The sequence below is a fragment of the Vibrio sp. J502 genome, assembly GCF_025397955.1.
Taxonomy (GTDB): domain Bacteria; phylum Pseudomonadota; class Gammaproteobacteria; order Enterobacterales; family Vibrionaceae; genus Vibrio; species Vibrio anguillarum.
Genome location: NZ_CP104554.1, coordinates 1,313,256 through 1,329,728, shown reverse-complemented (window position 1 = coordinate 1,329,728; position 16,473 = coordinate 1,313,256). Strand labels below are relative to the sequence as shown.

Here is a 16,473-nt window from a genome sequence, read left to right as displayed (position 1 = left end):
AGATTCTATATCGCAGTTATTGTTAAGTAATCCTAAATACTCTTTTTAATTATAGCTATACCGAATCAACTTGAAGATGCAGGCTTGAGAACCTGAAAATGATCATTAATTCGAGATGTCAAAGAGCCTGCGATCTCTGGAAGAGTCACAGAAAAAAATTGGTCTATTGCCGCCTTGAAGTCCCGTTTTCTTTTGAAGTAAACGTTGTTCCTCGACTTCTCATTCATTACTTTCCATAGCCGCTCTATTGGGTTGAGGTTTGGACTGTAAGGTGGAAGATAATGCAGTTTAATATTCAGGACAAACGCCGCATCTTTGACTAAGTCACTGCGGTGATATCCCGCACCATCTAATATGATATGAAGCTTATGGGCTAACGAATAACTCTCTCTTAACTTACAGAAAAAACGAACAATCGATTCACTGTTAATGCTCTCATAGTCGTGAACAATGGTTGCACCAATATCCGACAGGTTCAGTGCGCCAATAATGTTCAATCGGCTACGATTACCCGTTGTTTCAATCACTTTATCCTGACCAGTACGTATCCAGCCATGCGATATCTTTGTTGATAGTGTTGGGTGAACTGCATCGATAAAGACTATCGATTCATCCTCGCCACAGCTTGCCTTTAGCGCTTCATACGCCTCTATGAATGCTTGCTGTTTTGCTTCATCAAACTTGTGTGGTATGCCTTTCGGTTGCTTGTAGCTAAAACCATTATGGTGAAGCCATTTGTTCATACCAGAAACAGTATAATCAAGCCCAAACGTCTCTTTAACATAGGCGACAATTTGATGAGTATGAGAATAGGTTTTCTCAGTCAAATGCTCGATTAGGTGCATGGTTTGAATAGCAGAAAGCTTGCTTTGGCTTCCTCCATTCTCAGGCTTAAGTTTTTCAGAAAGTACGTAGTCACTGAGGTGACGTGCAACGGTCGATTCATGAATACGAAGAGCTTGTGAAATCATAGTCTGACTCCAGCCTTCAGAAGCCAGCAAAACAGCCTTAATACGGTCGCAAACTCGACTATCACGCTCAATGTCGTGCATCTGTTCGAGTTGCAGTTTCTGTTGAGGAGTCAGTGTGATTTTCATGGTTTGTAGCATGATCCTGATTCTATTGAAAATCAAGCATCTTCAATGATCACGGGTATAGATTATTTAGTGATTCTTTTGTTATAGCCTATGGATAACAACCCAATACAGAGCGATTGAATGATGAGTAGCTTATTTTCCCCGACACAAATCGGTCCACTTTCTTTGAATAACCGGCTGGTAATGGCTCCGATGACGCGGGCTCGGACAAGTCAACCGGGTAATGTTCCCAACGACATCATGGCGCAATATTATGCTCAGCGAGCGAGTGCTGGTCTGATTATTACTGAAGCAACACAAATATCAGACGATAGCCAAGGATACTCATTTACTCCTGGCATATACACGCCAGAACAAATTGTGGCTTGGCAGCAGGTCACTCAAGCCGTGCATGACCGCGGAGGAAAAATAGTGAATCAGCTATGGCATGTAGGGCGAGTATCGCATCCTGTTTTTCAACAAGGTCAAAAGCCGATGGCTCCCTCAGCTATTGCTCCAGTCGATACCAAAGTCTGGATTGCACAGCCGGGGAGTGCCGGTGAGATGATGGAATGCGTTGAACCAAGAGCAATGACATTGCAAGAGATTAACCAAGTGGTACGCGATTTTGCTAATGCTGCACACAATGCGATTGCGGCTGGCTTTGATGGCGTCGAAATTCATGGTGGTAATGGCTATTTGATCGATCAGTTTTTGCGAACCAATTCGAATCATCGCACTGATCAATATGGTGGTAGCAGAGAAAACCGCTTACGTTTTCTTATGGAAGTTGTGAGTGCAATCATTGATAAGGTTGGCGCTGACAAAGTTGGAGTTCGCTTGGCGCCTTACATCACATTTAAAGATATGAACTGCCCAGATATCGTCCCAACGATTTTACAAGCCGCGGAGCAATTACAGAAACTCGGTATTGCGTATCTGCATTTGTCAGAAGCTGATTGGGATGATGCTCCACAAATCCCTGAAGATTTTCGCCGACATTTACGTGAGCTGTTCACCAATACCATTATTGTTGCAGGCCGATATGACGTTGAGCGAGCAAACCAAATCTTGGAAAACGGCTACGCTGACTTAGTCGCATTTGGGCGTCCCTTTATTGCGAATCCAGACTTAGTCGAGCGTTTGAAAATGAACCGTACATTATCGGCATTTGATCCAAGTTGCTTATTTGGTGGAGGTACTAAGGGATATACAGATTATCCAAACCATTCCTAAATCGACATAGCCAGCAGTCGTTTGTTTTATGATTCTGCTGGCTTTTTTACAACTGGTTGGCCGTTATAAAACAATGAGCCATTAACGCGCGCCAAAATGATACGCTAAAAGTAATAAGGCCACAGAATAAACATCCATGTGAATGCTGAAAATATCAACGCGATCAGTACGGCAGCTGAAGCGATGTCTTTGGCGCGGCCACTGAGTTCGTGCCATTCGCTACCGACGCGGTCAACCACGGCTTCCACGGCGGAATTCATCAACTCCACAATCACAACTAAGACTAAGCAACCAATCATCATGATTTGCTCAATTTTAGTGACAGGCAAAACGAAAGTAATGGTAATCAACAAAATTGAAGTGACAGTTTCTTGTCGAATAGCGGCTTCGTTTAGCCACGCGGCTTTCAGCCCTTGTATTGAATAACCTGTGGCATAAAATAGACGCTTTATACCCGTACGACCTGGTTTCATAAAATGAACAACCTAATAATGAATAACTATGACAATGGGCATGAGTGAATTACGTGTAGACGTAAAATAGCCTTCGCCCCGCCCCTCATGTTAAAAAAGAGAATCAATGACGTCGGTTCACGGATTCTCTTAAGTGGCCCGATATTAAACGCCCACCACGGGTAGTACAAGAGTAAAGCAAGCACCTCCGAACACACTTTTAGCCACCGATACTTGGCCGTTGTGACGTAAAACGATCTGTTTGACGATGGCCAAGCCTAATCCGAAGCCTGATTGTCGCTCTCCACGTGAGAGATCCGCGCTGTAAAAAGCATCAAAAATGAATGGCCAGTGCTGCGGGTCAATCCCTTCGCCATCATCATGGATATCAATTTGCACTGCTTGACCTGCGTTGATCACGGAGGTTTCAACGGCTATTTTGCTTTTGGCGTATTTCTGAGCATTACCCAATAAATTATCCAGAGCTCTTTTGAGAAGGTATGGATCGACTTGTAAAGTGGCGACTTGTGCTAATGGCAGCAACTGGATCTCGACTACGCTGTTGCTGCGCCATTTATCTAGTATCGGTTCGAGCCAGTAATTGAGCTGAATTGTCTGCATATTGAGTTCGTTTTCTGGCCTTTCAACTTTCGCGTAGTAAAGAAGCTCATCGACCATCGTTTCCATCTCTTCGGTATCTTCGATGATACTGGCGACTTTCGCCGCTTGTTTTGGTGTCAGAGATTCATCGGCCAACATTTCTGCTTGCCATTGGATCCGAAAGATAGGGGTGCGTAACTCATGAGCTACGGCATTACTCAGCGCTTTATTGCTGAGCACCAAAGCGGAAATTTTGCTTGCCATGTAGTTAAAGCTTTTGTTTAAAGAGCCGACTTTATCGCCGCTTTTGATGGAGGCGCGAGCGGTCAGATCACCAGCGGCAAAGGCTAAGGTCACTTTTTCCAATTCACGCACTCGCCGACTGATGAACCAGATCAGCAACACACAGTACAGTGCAAAGCCTACGACAAGCAGCAAAAGTGAGAGATTATCTGCGAAGAAAATGGCTTGCCTCAGTGGTGATTCTTCATCGGGTTTAAAGCTGTAAATTGGTGAGGTGGACGTAAGGCGCAACCATAAAAAACGGTCATTATCGTAGTAGGTGTAGGCATTGGGGGTGGTAAAGAAAAACGCTCGCACATCTGAGGGTAAGGTCTTTTCAGTATGCGTCTCTATCAGTTGTCGTGTTTTATCGGCATATTCTTTTAGTACATTTAAGGTGCTGGCTTCACCTTCATGCTGATAAATACGAGTGACCAAGTCATGAAATGCTTCAGCTTGATAATCTTCAAGTACATAATCGTAGTCAGTACCAAGCTGGTAAACAACCAGTTCAATGGTAATGAGTGTCGCTAAAAAAAAGAGCAATAAACCAACAAAAGATTCAACGTAGATACGACGCATACAGGTTTCTTCTAAAATACGTGGTCATTACCACGTGTCTGGTACAAAAAGGTATCCTTTCCCTCGGACCGTAATAATGCGTTTCGGTGTGGAAGAATCATCACCGAGTTTTTTACGCAAAATGACAATCTTGTTATCGACGGTTCTATCCAGCCCATCGTATTCAATCCCGCGTAACGCTTTGGTTAATACATCCCGTGATAGGACTTGATCTGGTGTTGATGCCAGTAGCCACAGCAAGTCGAATTCGCTGTCGGTCATCGCTACGGCCTCACCATTCATTTCACACAGATGTCGAGATTGATTGAGAGACAAGGCCCCAAATTCAAGCACGGTTTTCGCGGTTTGAATTGGCTCGCTGTCGACTCTGCGCAATAGCATACGCATTCTTGCAAGCAAGACGCGTGGTTTAATCGGCTTTGTCACAAAATCATCGGCACCAATTTCCAGTGCTGCAACGTGATCAAAATCGTCATCACTGGCGGTCAGCATCAATATCTTACCGTTGTACATAGGACGGATCTGTCTACAAATTGTCAGCCCATCTTCACCGGGTAGCATTAAATCCAGTAACACGATATCTGGTTGTTGCTCTAAAATGACCGCGCTCGCTTTGGCACCTTCAGCAAGGGCAATGACGCTAATATCTTGACTTTCAAAGTATTCTGTTAACATTTCTCTGAGTTTTAGATCATCTTCAACGATGATTAAAGAGTGTCTATCCGTCATGGAGACTCCTAGATTAGGTACGATGAACGACATGACAATCGCTGACATTGGAAAAATTTGAAGTGCATAGTAAAGCAAAGACCCAGCATTTTCGCTAGGTCTTTGTATGGTTGGATGAGTTTCTATTGATACAATCTCTTGTTATTCAACTGCTTTGGTCGGTGAAGAGCGAAGTTTGTTCGCCAGCATCACCACAAGTGGGCTAGTCAACATCACGACTGCAAGCACGGTAAACACGAAAGTGATCGGACGTTCCCACAAGAAGCTTAACTCCCCATCGCTGATCATCAACGCGCGGCGAAGGTTCTCTTCCATTAATCCACCCAAAATAAAGCCAAGCAGCAGTGGTGCCAGTGGGAAGTTGGCTAACCGTAGAGCAATCGCCCCCATCGCGACGATCAACATTACGTAAACATCCATAGTGTTAAACGAAACCAAATAAACACCGGTAATTGAGAAGAACAAAATCATCGGCAGCAATACGGTTCTTGGCACCGCCAATAGCCTTGAAATATATGGAATAAGCGGTAAGTTAAGGATGATAAGTACAATATTACCGAGATACATTGAGATGATGACAGACCAAAAGACATCAGGGTGATCAACAAATAAACGAGGGCCAGGTTGAATGCCGTAAGAGAGCAGGGCTCCAAGCATGATCGCTGTGGTGCCAGAGCCGGGAATGCCGAGTGTCAATAGCGGAACAAAAGATCCGCTAGAGGCGGCGTTATTGGCTGACTCTGGTGCAACAAGCCCACGCAAAGACCCTTTACCGAACTCTTCTTTTTTATCTTTGGGCGCTAAGCTGCGCTCCATACCATAACTCAAAAATGCGGCGATGGTTGCGCCAGCGCCGGGCAACACGCCAGTGAAAAAACCTAAAATGGAAGCACGAATTGAAACGGGAGCCGCTTCTTTAAATTCTGCTTTGGTGATTTTCATACTGCCCAAGTTGCTGATTTTATTCTGTTCATCTGTGCGCGTGTCGTTTTCTGGTTTTAAAATACCCATTAATGTCTCGCCTAAAGCGAATGTCGCCATCGCCAGCAAGAGGAAGCTAAAACCGTCCATTAAATCAGTTAAGCCAAAGGTAAAACGTTCCACACCTACGCCTTTATCAATACCAACGGTAGAGAGCATCAAGCCAAGAACAACCATCATCCATGCTTTAAGGACTTGTCCTTTTCCAGCAAAGGCGGCGACCGCCGATAGACCGAGTAGCATCAACGCAAAATAGTCAGAGGATTGAAAACTCAGTGACACGCTGGCCAGTGCAGGCGCTGCGACCAAGAGCATAATCGCTGACAAGGTTCCGCCTGTAAAAGAGGCGTAAGCGGCGATGGCTAACGCTTTACCAGCTTGGCCTTTTTGCGCCATGGGGTAGCCATCAAACGCGGTGACCACGGTTGCCGAGCATCCGGGAGCATTAATCAAAATGGAGGAAGTGGAGCCGCCAAAAATAGCGCCGTAATAAACGCCGGCCATTAAAATCAAACCTGAAGATGGCTCAAGGCCATAGGTGATCGGGATCATCAACGCGATGGCCGAAATCGGGCCAAGCCCGGGTAACATGCCGATAAAAGTACCGACGAAACAGCCCACAATCACCATGAAGATGTTCATTGGCATCATGGCGGTAGAAAGCCCTTGTAAAATTCCATCTAACATAATCAGTTCCTACCAGAGTGTGAAAATAACGCCGGGCTCAAGGTAAATGTCCAAACCTTGAGTAAGCAGCAGATAAAACGCGATGACAAAGGGAAAAGAAGCACCAAATAACACTGATTTGCGTCTTTCACCCAAAATATAAAAGCCAGCGAGTAGAAAGAAACTGGTGGCCAGTACGAAGCCTAAATAGGTTAGGCCAAGTCCGTACAGCGCCATCAACACTAAAAAACCAATCAACAATTTCCAGTTGAAGTGCAATACCGCGCCGCTTTGTTTATCGGGCTGCCCTAACACCAGCATCAACAAAGAGAGGCCAATTCCAGCGTAAGTCAGCAGAGTCGGCAAGGTTTGGGCGTTAAACGGTTCATATTCATCACCGGGAAACATCGGTATTTGAGTCGTTTGATAGCCGTAGCAAAGGCTAAGAACAAGGAAGATCAACGCGCCAACGCGATCGCGGCACAGTAAATATTCTTTGCTGAAAAATTTGGTTGGCAGATCCGACATATCCAACTCCATGGTAGAAATAGGGGAGAAAAGAGCCGTGTAGCCGCGAGTTAATGAATTGATTAACTAAGGGCAAAGGGATAGGTATATGAAGGTTTTCCTATCCATATTTGCCTGATAAACAAAGGAGTATTGAGCATAACTGCACACGGCAAAAGTGTTGCTAGCGGGGACAAGGCAAGGAACTGTCCCCTTAGCGACCTTACTTCAGGAAACCGAGCTCACGCATCAGATCACCCATCTCTTTCTCTTGGGCTTCTAAGAAGGCGTAAAACTCTTTATCCGCTTGATAGTTATCGATCCAACCATTACGGTCGCGGACGATTTTCCATTCATCGGTGGTGTACATTTTCGCTAATGCTGCGTTCCACTGATCAATCTTCTCTTGGCTGATCCCAGGGGCTGCGAAGAAGCCGCGCCAGTTAGCAAAGACTGTTGGGTTGCCATAGTCAGTTAATGTTGGAATATTCGGGGCAGATTCCAAACGTTTAGGGGCGGTGATCGCCAAAATTTTCACTTGGCCAGACTTGGACATTTCAAGCACTTCACCTAAGCCTGTTGAAAGCAGTTGTGTTTCACCAGAAAGTAGTGCCGCCATGGCTTTGCCACCCGCGTCATAGGCGATGTAGCGAACTTCTTTTGGATCCAACCCTTGCCCTTTGAAAGCGGCTGCGGCGACTAAGTGATCCATACTGCCACGAGCAGAACCGCCAGCGACTTTGACTTTACGCGGGTTGTCTTTGAAATCGGCAACCGCATCTTCCCACGTTTTGTATTTTGAATCGCCCGCAGCAACGATAGCGCCATAATCAGAAACAGTGGCGGCAATCGGTGTTAAATCGCGGAAGGATTGTGGAAAAACACCGGATAAAGAACGAACAACAATCGGTGTAGAGTTGACCATCAAGGTATCTTCTTGGCGGTCTGCGGTTTCAATTAGGTGTGCAATCGCTTTACCACCACCGCCACCGGATAAGTTTTGGTAAGACACATTGCCGACAATGTCGGTTTTCATCAGTACATCACCTGTACCACGAGCCGTCATGTCCCAACCACCACCCGCGCCACCGGGTACTAAAATGTGAAGTTTCTCAATATCAGCGGCGAAGCTGCTAATAGAAAAGGTTGCAGCCAGAATGGATGCAGTGAGGGTTGGTTTGAACTGCTTAAACATATTCACGTTCCTTATGTAGGGCGCATCTTCATCTTTACCTTGGAGCGTTTGTGACTGAATGCTACAGGCGGAGATAGGGTGCTTATCGTTGTTATCATGACTGCATCAATGATCTAATGCAGATACGTTAAGTTAATAACCTGTTACAGGTTTGTCTCTAATGCGTAGATAAAAACAATATAGGGCATAAAAACGTTTTTGTTCATAAAGTTCACGGCGTTATTTTGCTGCGTTGTGTGACGAGTCTTCGCTAGCGTCTTGTCTCACTATCTACGAGCAGTAAACGGGTGTTATTCATTGCAAATTGCGCAACTGAGGCGTCATTACCTTGTTGAAGTAAGGTCGTGATACTGGGCAGCAGTAAGAAAAAGATCAAAGGTTCGGGATATTGGGCTTGCCATTGATGGCGCTCATCTAACACATGCCCTTCGAAGTAGACGGTGAGTACCACACTGTCCGATGAAAAGTGCGAACCATGGAACCGCCCTAAAGTATGCGTCGAGCCCCATATTGAACTCAGTGGTCGCTCCGATGTGCTTTTAAGATAGAGATCAACGGCTACACTTTGCGATTGAGAACCTTGCGGTTGAGAATGTCGATGAACCGTTAAACGCTCACCCGAATACTTGCCTTGCTGGAAAGGCAAATAACCTAAGTTGTTCGGTGTTACACGGCCATCGTTTGCACACATTTGAACCGAATCGGACATTTGCTGGCTGCTGTACAATTCACAAGCAAATTGAGCAACAAGTTGCTGTGCTGCGCTTTGAAATAAGCGAGCATCAAATGAGTGTTCTTGCTCAAGGTGTAAATTTAATTCAGGAAAAACAATAGGTAACTGGCTTGTTAGCGCGTTGAGGTCATTGATCGTAACCGATTGATTCTGCTCTATTGCCGTGCGAATAATATTTGGGCTGTCTGCCAATGAAAGATCATCTTCAGAATAGATCGCCTCACTCAGTAGTGGGTAGCTGCGCGGATTTTTCGGTTTACTGTTGTAGGCAATGCATCCAGATAAGAGCAACGAGCAGGCGAGAGCGTAACCAAAAGGAGAGTGCGTGATTCTCTTGTAAAGATTCATAAGTGACGGCCGGTCATCGGTAATGGGTTGCACTGCTTATTCTATCTGCGAAATCGACACTTTTCTCTTTTCAAGCTCACAGAGTTTTATCTTCTTCTGGTTCAAATTTAATCATTAAGTTTCTTATACATTAGTCTAGTGTGTCGACAATTTTGTTGATTACCGATGGTTTTATGGTCTATTTTAACAATAAGTTTTAATAATTGTTAACACATGTAAGTGTGTGAGTGCTTTGCGTTTCAGCATGAATCTAACCTGTGAGCGATAACAAGATGAATAGTGCACTAACACTAAACAGTACTGATACAAAACCACACGCTGTTGAACGAGAAAAAGAGAACACCAAATCGGAAAACCTTACGGAGTATTTGATTGAGGCGATTGTTGAAGGGCGTATAGCACCGGGCAGCAAGATTTCAGAACCCGAACTCGCCAAACGTTTTCAAGTCAGCCGTGGGCCACTGCGTGAAGCGATAATGCGTGTGGAAGGCTTGGGGTTGATCGAACGTGTTTCACATGTGGGTGCGCGAGTCATTGAGTTGTCACCCGGTAAGTTGGTGGAGCTTTATGCAGTACGGGAAGCGTTAGAGGGTATGGCGGCAAGGTTAGCGGCGCGCAACATTTCACCCTCTGAATTACAAGGGCTAGAGGCGTTATTGTCGACACATTCGAATCATATTGAGCAAGTCGAAGGGGCTTCCTATTTTCATCAACACGGTGATTTTGACTTTCATTACCGCATCATCAAAGCCAGCCGTAATCATAAATTAGTGACTTTATTGTGTGATGAGCTCTATCACTTACTGCGCATGTATCGTTATCAATCACCACGCTCACATTCACGTCCGAAGGAGGCGTTGGATGAGCACAAATACATTCTACAAGCGATCAAAAACGGCGATGAAGAACTGGCTGAGATGTTGATGCGACGCCATATTTCGGGCAGTCGAATCTTGATTGAACAGCAGATAGTAAAAGAGTAAGCCACAGGGCGGCGGGTAGAAAATAATCATGCCTGCAATGAAGCAAACCAAGAACCACGCATAGAGCGGCCTTGAATAAGGGCGATAACCAAGCGACTGATTAGGAGAATCTCATGAGCTTAAGTCAGGGGGCGAAATTTAGACTCGCAGTTCAACAAAATGATCCGCTGCAGATTGTCGGCACGATCAACCCTTATTGCGCAATGATGGCCAAACGTTTAGGCCACCAAGCCATTTATCTGTCGGGTGGTGGCATCGCTAACGCTTCGTATGGTTTGCCCGATTTAGGTATCACCACATTAAATGACGTGCTGGTGGATGTTGAGCGCATCACCAATGCGTGTGATTTGCCTTTGTTGGTGGATATTGATACCGGTTTTGGCGGCGCATTTAGCATTGCTCGCACTATCAAAGCGATGGAGAAAGCGGGCGCTGCTGCCGTGCATATGGAAGATCAAGTTGCGCAGAAACGCTGCGGGCACCGCCCTAATAAAGCGATCGTCAGCCAGCAAGAGATGGTTGATCGCGTAAAAGCCGCGGTAGATGCACGAGTGAACCCAGAGTTTGTGATCATGGCGCGCACCGATGCGTTAGCGGTGGAAGGCATTGATAGCGCCATTGAACGTGCCATTGCTTGCGTGCAGGCCGGAGCCGATATGATTTTCCCCGAAGCGATGACCACTCTTGAGCAGTACGATCGTTTCTCCACCGCGCTAAGCGCAGCTTGTGGTAAGTCAGTGCCGATTTTAGCCAACATTACTGAGTTTGGTCAGACGCCGCTCTACCAATGTACCGAGCTCGCTCAATCGAAAGTGGATATGGTGCTTTATCCATTGAGTGCGTTTCGTGCGATGAATAAAGCGGCTGAGAATGTCTATCGCCATTTATTAGAGCAGGGCAACCAACAAGCTTTGCTCGATAGCATGCAAACCCGTAGCGAGCTGTATGACTATCTCAATTACCACGATTACGAAGATAAGCTCGACGAGCTTTTTTCATCAAAGGAATAATAAAAACAAAGGAAAAGGAGTTCAACATGTCAAACGCACCACTGGGCGGCGCAGGTCTGCGCGGTCAAAGCGCGGGAGTCACCGCTTTATGTACTGTCGGAAAAACTGGGACGGGTTTAACTTATCGAGGTTATGACATCACCGATCTTGCCAACCATGCACAGTTTGAAGAGGTCGCTCATCTGTTATTGATTGGCCATTTACCTAATCAAAGTGAACTTGACCAGTACAAAACCCGCTTAATGGGATTACGAGGTTTACCGCAGCCGTTAAAAGCCGCGCTAGAGCTGCTGCCAGCCAGTACACATCCAATGGACGTAATGCGCACCGGCTGTTCAGTTTTAGGCAACCTTGAAACCGAGCACAGTTTTGCTGAGCAGTTGAGTGCGACCGAACGGATGTTGGCACTTTTCCCCGCTATTATCTGTTATTGGTATCGTTTCAGCCACCAAGGCATCCGGATTGACACTGAAGATCAAAGCGAAGCATGCATTGGTGGCTACTTCTTAAAAATGCTGACAGGAAAAGCACCGAGCGAGCTGCATAAGCAGGTGATGCATTGCTCATTGATTCTGTACGCAGAGCACGAGTTTAATGCATCAACGTTTGCCGCGCGCGTCTGTGCTTCTACGCTGTCAGATATTCACTCTTGCGTAACCGGGGCGATTGGCACACTGCGTGGCCCGTTGCATGGTGGAGCCAATGAAGCGGCGATGGCGATGATCGAACGCTGGCAAACACCGGACGAAGCTGAGGCCAATATTCTGCAAATGTTGGCTAATAAAGACAAAATTATGGGCTTTGGTCATGCTATTTATCGTGAAAGTGACCCGCGTAACGCATTGATCAAACGTTGGTCAAAAGCGTTATCTGAAGCGGTGGGCGACACGCATTTGTACGCGGTATCAGAACGTGTTGAAGCGGTGATGAAACGTGAGAAAGGCCTATTTTGTAATGCGGATTTCTTCCACGCTTCGGCCTACCATTTTATGGGTATTCCTACGCCATTATTTACCCCTATTTTTGTGATGAGTCGATTAACCGGCTGGGCCGCTCATGTGTTTGAGCAGCGCGCTAATAACCGAATTATTCGCCCAAGTGCCGATTATGACGGTCCTGAACATCAAGAGTGGATACCAATAGAGCAGCGTTAATGGGATGAAATCAAGCCATGCTCCTTTGGTGTATGGTTTGATGGCAGGTAAAACCTAGCTCGCTAGACGATGTTTTGAATAGACAATGTTTCGAATAGACAGTTTTATGGGTGGAATTGATGAGTCATCAAACGATCAACAGCCAATACAAAAAAGTATTACCAGCGACCGCGCTGGAGTATTTTGATGCACGACAAGCGGTCAATGATATCCAAGCCGGAGCGTATGATCGGCTGCCTTATACCTCACGGATACTGGCGGAAAACTTAGTCCGCCGCTGTGAGCCGCACACATTGGTTGATTCGCTGAAACAGCTGATTGAGCGTAAGCGCGATCTCGACTTCCCGTGGTATCCGGCGCGTGTGGTGTGCCACGACATTTTAGGACAAACCGCTTTAGTGGACTTGGCGGGGTTAAGAGACGCGATCGCTCAGCAAGGCGGTGATCCATCCAAAGTAAACCCTGTGGTGGAAACGCAACTGATTGTCGATCACTCACTCGCGGTTGAACATGCTGGCTTTGAAGCGGACGCGTTTGAAAAAAACCGTGCGATTGAAGATCGCCGCAATGAAGATCGCTTTCACTTCATCGAATGGTGCAAAACCGCCTTTGAAAATGTCAGCGTTATTCCGGCGGGTAATGGCATCATGCACCAGATTAACTTAGAAAAAATGTCGCCCGTCATCCAAGTGAAAAGCGGTTTAGCATTTCCAGATACTTGTGTCGGTACTGACAGCCATACTCCTCATGTCGATTCATTAGGCGTGCTGGCGATTGGCGTCGGTGGGTTAGAAGCCGAAACAGTGATGTTAGGTCGGCCTTCGATGATGCGTCTGCCCGATATTGTCGGCGTTAAACTAACCGGCCAACGCCAAGCGGGGATCACCGCGACCGACATTGTGCTTGCCATTACGGAGTTCTTGCGAAATCAGCGCGTGGTGTCTTGTTATCTGGAGTTTTTCGGAGAAGGCGCTCGCGCATTGACGATTGGCGATCGTGCAACGCTTTCCAATATGACACCTGAATATGGTGCAACCGCAGGTATGTTCTATATTGATGAGCAAACCATCAACTACCTCAAACTCACGGGTCGAGACGCACAGCAAGTAGCCTTGGTTGAACAATACGCTAAGCAAGCCGGCTTATGGGCCGATGATTTGATTGAAGCGCAATACGAACGGGTGCTGGAGTTTGATCTCTCAAGTGTACAGCGCAATTTAGCCGGGCCTTCGAATCCTCATCGCCGTCTGCCGACAAGCGAACTGACCGAGCGCGGTATTGCGGGGGCGTGGCAAACCAAAGAAGGCGAATTACCTGATGGCGCAGTGATCATCGCCGCCATTACTTCGTGCACCAATACCAGTAATCCGCGCAATGTCGTGGCCGCCGCGTTGCTGGCGAAAAAGGCTAATCAATTGGGTTTGGTTCGCAAACCTTGGGTCAAAACCTCCTTTGCACCGGGCTCAAAAGTAGCCAAACTTTATTTAGAGGAAGCTGGCCTGCTGCCTGAACTAGAACAGCTCGGTTTTGGCATTGTCGCTTATGCATGCACTACCTGTAATGGTATGAGTGGCGCGCTTGATCCTATGATTGAGCAGCAAATCATTGAACGCGATCTCTATACGACGGCTGTGCTATCAGGTAACCGAAACTTTGATGGCCGCATTCATCCCTATGCGAAACAGGCTTTTCTTGCCTCTCCGCCATTGGTGGTGGCGTATGCACTTGCGGGTACGATTCGTTTTGATATTGAAAAAGACGCGTTGGGAATAGATGCGCAAGGCAAGCCTATTTACCTCAATGACTTATGGCCAACCGATGAAGAAATCGATGATGTGGTGGTGCGCCATGTTAAGCCCGAACAGTTCAAACAAATTTACATTCAGATGTTTAAATTAGATGAGCACATGGCCAAACAAAAGCCACTTTATGCTTGGCGCCCCATGAGCACTTATATCCGTCGTCCGCCTTATTGGGAAGGTGCGTTAGCGGGTGAACGTCGGTTGTCAGCCATGCGACCTTTGGCTATTTTAGGTGACAACATCACTACGGATCATTTATCGCCATCGAACGCAATTTTAGCGACCAGTGCCGCTGGGGAATATTTGCTCAAAATGGGCGTTCCGGAGCAAGATTTTAACTCCTATGCCACGCATCGTGGTGACCATCTGACCGCGCAACGTGCCACTTTTGCTAACCCCAAACTGTTTAATGAGATGGTGCAAGAGGAGGGTAAAGTAAAGCAAGGTTCGTTAGCGCGTATTGAACCTGAAGGCTTGGTTACCCGCATGTGGGAAGTGATAGAGACTTATATGGATCGTAAGCAGCCATTGATCATTATTGCTGGGGCTGATTATGGGCAAGGTTCGTCACGTGATTGGGCGGCGAAAGGTGTACGTTTGGCGGGAGTTGAAGCCATTGTTGCCGAGGGGTTTGAACGGATCCATCGCACGAATTTAGTCGGGATGGGTGTTCTGCCACTGCAATTTAAAACGGGAACAGACCGCCACACACTGCAACTCGATGGTACTGAGCTTTATGATGTGGTGGGAGATATTAAGCCGAGCGTCGACTTAACCTTGGTGATCACGCGTACGCAAGGCGTAAATAAGGGCGAACAGCAGAAGGTTACGGTGACTTGTCGTTTAGACACGGCTGATGAAGTCAGTGTGTATCAGGCTGGTGGCGTATTGCAGCGTTTTGCGCAAGATTTTCTGGCTCAATGACGCTAAGGATAAAGGAGTATCACGTGAGTAACTCATTAAAAATTCCGGCGATGTATATGCGCGGCGGCACCAGTAAGGGCGTGTTTTTTCGGCTTGAAGATTTACCCAAAGAGGCTCAGCAAGCGGGAGAGGCGCGAGATCAACTGCTGTTGCGTGTCATTGGTAGCCCCGATCCTTATGGCAAACAAATTGATGGCATGGGCGGCGCAAGTTCTAGCACCAGCAAAGCCGTGATTCTCTCCAAAAGTGAGCAAGCCGATCACGATGTCGATTATCTATTCGGCCAAGTTTCGATAGACAAAGCGTTCGTAGATTGGAGCGGCAACTGCGGTAACCTTTCTGCGGCAGTAGGGCCATTTGCGATTCACAGCGGTTTTATCGACCCAGAACGGATCCCTAATAACGGTGTAGTGACGGTTCGCGTTTGGCAAGCCAACATTGGCAAAACCATTCTTATTCATGTGCCAATTGAACAGGGTGAAGTGCAAGAGTGTGGTGATTTCGAACTTGATGGGGTGACTTTTCCCGCCGCCGAAATTGCGGTTGATTTTCTCGATCCTGCCGATGATAGCGGTGTGATGTTCCCAACCGGAAATGTGCTCGACCAACTGCAAATCCCCGGCATGGGAACCTTGAATGCAACGCTCATTAATGCGGGCATTCCGACGATTTTTATCGATGCACACGACATCGGTTATCAAGGTACTGAGCTGCAAGAGGCGATCAACAATGATGATCATGCCTTGGCGATGTTTGAATCGATTCGCGCTTATGGCGCTGTGAAAATGGGTTTGATTGAGCATATTGAACAAGCCCAACTGCGCCAACATACGCCTAAAGTAGCGTTTGTAGCAAAAGCGCAATCCTATTTGTCATCCAGTGGTAAAGCGGTATCGGCGAACGATGTCGATATTGTGGTGCGCGCTCTGTCTATGGGAAAACTGCATCATGCGATGATGGGAACGGCCGCCGTGGCTATCGCTTCAGCGGCCAGTGTCCCTGGGACGTTAGTGAATATGTTGGCGGGCGGTGGAGCAAAAGAATCGGTCACTTTTGGTCATCCATCCGGTACGCTGAAAGTGGGCGCTAAAGCCGTTTTACGAGAGGGTCATTGGGGAATAGAGAAAGCCAGTATGAGCCGCAGCGCGCGGGTGTTAATGGAAGGTTGGGTGCGAGTCCATCGTTAAGCCTCAAATCATGTTAAGGGAAATGT

The 16,473-nt window shown here is 46.8% G+C and carries 14 protein-coding genes; 6 read left to right on the top strand and 8 right to left on the bottom strand.

Features of this window, described 5'->3' with window-relative positions; genetic code table 11:
- Window positions 1-65: 65 nt before the first annotated feature.
- Window positions 66-1,097, bottom strand: coding sequence for an IS630-like element ISVa15 family transposase (locus tag N5E84_RS06225; RefSeq protein ID WP_026027704.1), 1,032 nt, complete (start codon window positions 1,095-1,097; stop codon window positions 66-68).
- A gap of 123 nt (window positions 1,098-1,220) precedes the next feature.
- Here N5E84_RS06225 and N5E84_RS06220 point away from each other — a divergent pair, with 123 nt between their 5' ends.
- Window positions 1,221-2,312 carry an alkene reductase gene (locus N5E84_RS06220; RefSeq protein WP_029388359.1) on the top strand — a complete coding sequence of 364 codons (1,092 nt, stop codon included), beginning with the start codon at window positions 1,221-1,223 and terminating at the stop codon, window positions 2,310-2,312.
- 104 nt (window positions 2,313-2,416) lie between these two features.
- Here the strand turns inward: N5E84_RS06220 and N5E84_RS06215 are convergent, their stop codons facing one another.
- The 7 genes from N5E84_RS06215 to N5E84_RS06185 all read right to left on the bottom strand — a co-directional run bounded on the left by N5E84_RS06215 (window position 2,417) and on the right by N5E84_RS06185 (window position 9,387).
- On the bottom strand, window positions 2,417-2,785 hold the full coding sequence (locus N5E84_RS06215) for a diacylglycerol kinase (protein ID WP_019282825.1): 369 nt from the start codon (window positions 2,783-2,785) through the stop codon (window positions 2,417-2,419).
- 144 nt (window positions 2,786-2,929) lie between these two features.
- Window positions 2,930-4,228, bottom strand: coding sequence for an ATP-binding protein (locus tag N5E84_RS06210; protein WP_017046153.1), 1,299 nt, complete (start codon window positions 4,226-4,228; stop codon window positions 2,930-2,932).
- Between the two features lie 27 nt (window positions 4,229-4,255).
- The gene (locus tag N5E84_RS06205; protein WP_019282824.1) at window positions 4,256-4,957 is read right to left on the bottom strand and encodes a response regulator; all 702 of its coding nucleotides are present in this window, start codon (window positions 4,955-4,957) and stop codon (window positions 4,256-4,258) included.
- A gap of 141 nt (window positions 4,958-5,098) precedes the next feature.
- Window positions 5,099-6,625 carry a tripartite tricarboxylate transporter permease gene (locus tag N5E84_RS06200; protein ID WP_017046152.1) on the bottom strand — a complete coding sequence of 509 codons (1,527 nt, stop codon included), beginning with the start codon at window positions 6,623-6,625 and terminating at the stop codon, window positions 5,099-5,101.
- Between the two features lie 9 nt (window positions 6,626-6,634).
- Entirely contained in the window at window positions 6,635-7,132 is a 498-nt protein-coding gene (locus N5E84_RS06195) for a tripartite tricarboxylate transporter TctB family protein (RefSeq protein WP_010318351.1), read from the bottom strand.
- Window positions 7,133-7,334: 202 nt separating this feature from the next.
- Window positions 7,335-8,306, bottom strand: coding sequence for a tripartite tricarboxylate transporter substrate binding protein (locus tag N5E84_RS06190; protein ID WP_017047673.1), 972 nt, complete (start codon window positions 8,304-8,306; stop codon window positions 7,335-7,337).
- A gap of 250 nt (window positions 8,307-8,556) precedes the next feature.
- Window positions 8,557-9,387, bottom strand: coding sequence for a hypothetical protein (locus tag N5E84_RS06185; protein WP_029388358.1), 831 nt, complete (start codon window positions 9,385-9,387; stop codon window positions 8,557-8,559).
- A gap of 272 nt (window positions 9,388-9,659) precedes the next feature.
- On the opposite strand from N5E84_RS06185, the gene N5E84_RS06180 reads away from it, so the two are divergent.
- From N5E84_RS06180 to prpF, 5 genes are all read left to right on the top strand, one after another.
- Window positions 9,660-10,370 carry a GntR family transcriptional regulator gene (locus N5E84_RS06180; protein WP_029388357.1) on the top strand — a complete coding sequence of 237 codons (711 nt, stop codon included), beginning with the start codon at window positions 9,660-9,662 and terminating at the stop codon, window positions 10,368-10,370.
- 113 nt (window positions 10,371-10,483) lie between these two features.
- On the top strand, window positions 10,484-11,380 hold the full coding sequence (gene prpB, locus N5E84_RS06175) for a methylisocitrate lyase (RefSeq protein ID WP_010320281.1): 897 nt from the start codon (window positions 10,484-10,486) through the stop codon (window positions 11,378-11,380).
- Between the two features lie 26 nt (window positions 11,381-11,406).
- Window positions 11,407-12,534 carry a 2-methylcitrate synthase gene (gene prpC / locus N5E84_RS06170; RefSeq protein WP_013856951.1) on the top strand — a complete coding sequence of 376 codons (1,128 nt, stop codon included), beginning with the start codon at window positions 11,407-11,409 and terminating at the stop codon, window positions 12,532-12,534.
- A gap of 119 nt (window positions 12,535-12,653) precedes the next feature.
- Window positions 12,654-15,260 (top strand): Fe/S-dependent 2-methylisocitrate dehydratase AcnD, encoded by a 2,607-nt coding sequence (gene acnD, locus N5E84_RS06165; protein WP_029388356.1) that lies wholly within the window; start codon window positions 12,654-12,656, stop codon window positions 15,258-15,260.
- Window positions 15,257-16,447, top strand: a complete 1,191-nt coding sequence (gene prpF, locus N5E84_RS06160; RefSeq protein ID WP_019282820.1) for a 2-methylaconitate cis-trans isomerase PrpF — start codon at window positions 15,257-15,259, stop codon at window positions 16,445-16,447. Before acnD ends, prpF begins: the two co-directional genes overlap by 4 nt.
- Window positions 16,448-16,473 lie beyond the last annotated feature (26 nt).